This window comes from Acidovorax sp. GW821-FHT10E04, from assembly GCF_059415185.1.
The window spans coordinates 1-1,170 of sequence record NZ_JBWKMT010000016.1; the positions used below are offsets into that span (position 1 = coordinate 1).

1 protein-coding gene is annotated in these 1,170 nt (G+C 63.3%); it reads left to right on the plus strand.

The window, feature by feature from the left end; all coding sequences use genetic code 11:
- The coding region (gene tuf, locus AC07OC_RS26055; RefSeq protein WP_274114966.1) for an elongation factor Tu at positions 1 to 1,170 on the plus strand (1,170 nt) is incomplete at its 5' end.

The following is a 1,170-nucleotide window of genomic DNA, read 5'->3' on the forward strand; positions in this document are numbered from 1 at the left end:
CGGACCAAGCCTCACGTCAACGTGGGCACGATCGGCCACGTGGACCATGGCAAGACGACGCTGACGGCGGCCATCGCCACCGTGCTGTCCGCCAAGTTCGGCGGCGAAGCCAAGGCATACGACCAGATCGATGCGGCGCCCGAAGAAAAGGCCCGCGGCATCACGATCAACACCGCGCACGTGGAATACGAAACGGCCAACCGCCACTACGCCCACGTGGACTGCCCCGGCCACGCCGACTATGTGAAGAACATGATCACCGGCGCTGCCCAGATGGACGGCGCCATCCTGGTGTGCTCGGCCGCTGACGGCCCCATGCCCCAGACCCGCGAACACATCCTGCTGGCCCGCCAGGTGGGCGTGCCTTACATCATCGTGTTCCTGAACAAGTGCGACATGGTGGACGACGAAGAACTGCTGGAACTCGTCGAAATGGAAGTGCGCGAACTCCTGGACAAGTACGACTTCCCAGGCGACGACACCCCCATCATCCGTGGCTCGGCCAAGCTCGCCCTGGAAGGCGACAAGGGCAAGCTGGGTGAAGAAGCCATCATGAAGCTGGCCGAAGCGCTGGACACCTACATCCCCACGCCAGAGCGCGCTGTGGACGGTGCCTTCCTGATGCCCGTGGAAGACGTGTTCTCCATCTCCGGCCGCGGCACCGTGGTGACCGGTCGCGTCGAGCGCGGCATCATCAAGGTCGGCGAGGAAATCGAAATCGTCGGTATCCGCGACACGCAAAAGACCATCTGCACCGGCGTGGAAATGTTCCGCAAGCTGCTGGACCAAGGTCAAGCTGGCGACAACGTCGGCCTGCTGCTGCGCGGCACCAAGCGCGAAGACGTGGAGCGCGGCCAAGTGCTGTGCAAGCCCGGCTCGATCAAGCCCCACACCCACTTCACCGCTGAAGTGTATGTGCTGAGCAAGGACGAAGGCGGCCGCCACACGCCGTTCTTCAACAACTACCGCCCACAGTTCTACTTCCGCACGACCGACGTGACCGGCGCCATCGAGCTGCCGGCCGACAAGGAAATGGTCATGCCTGGCGACAACGTGTCGATCACCGTCAAGCTGATCAACCCCATCGCCATGGAAGAAGGCCTGCGCTTCGCCATCCGCGAAGGCGGCCGTACGGTCGGCGCTGGCGTCGTGGCCAAGATCATTGCTTAA